Consider the following 407-nt stretch of genomic DNA (forward strand, 5'->3'; position numbering starts at 1 on the left):
TGCGACGTCACCGTAGATGCGCTTGGCTTCTTCCGCGAACCATTCCACAAACGACGCCGCGTATAGGATCTCGCCGCGCGCTTCGGCCAGCGGCTTGCCCTGCTCCGAGGTCATGATCAGCGCCAGGTCGTCAGCGTTGGCAATCATCAGATCGAACCAGGCACGCAGCAGCTTGGCCCGCTCGTGGCTGCTGCGGCGCTGCCACACGGCCTGCGCTTGTGCGGAGGCCGTGATCGCCGATTCAACCTCGGCACCGCTCAGGCTGGCCACGCGGGCCAGGATCTCGCCGGTGGCAGGATTGGTCACCGCAAACGAGCGTCCGCCGGATGCCTCTTGCCATCCCGAGGCCAACCAGGCGCGCGTTTCCAGCAGTGAAGGGTCGCGCAGGCGGTCTTGGAGCGCTGCAG

The 407-nt window shown here is 66.6% G+C and carries 1 protein-coding gene; it reads right to left on the reverse strand.

The genetic code is table 11. The features are described 5' to 3' along the window. Positions 1–407 (reverse strand): aldehyde dehydrogenase family protein (locus RVY79_RS17690; RefSeq protein ID WP_317465809.1); only part of this gene is annotated, 407 nt, incomplete at both ends.

The organism is Chromohalobacter sp. HP20-39 (assembly GCF_033052815.1).
Taxonomy (GTDB): Bacteria; Pseudomonadota; Gammaproteobacteria; order Pseudomonadales; family Halomonadaceae; genus Chromohalobacter.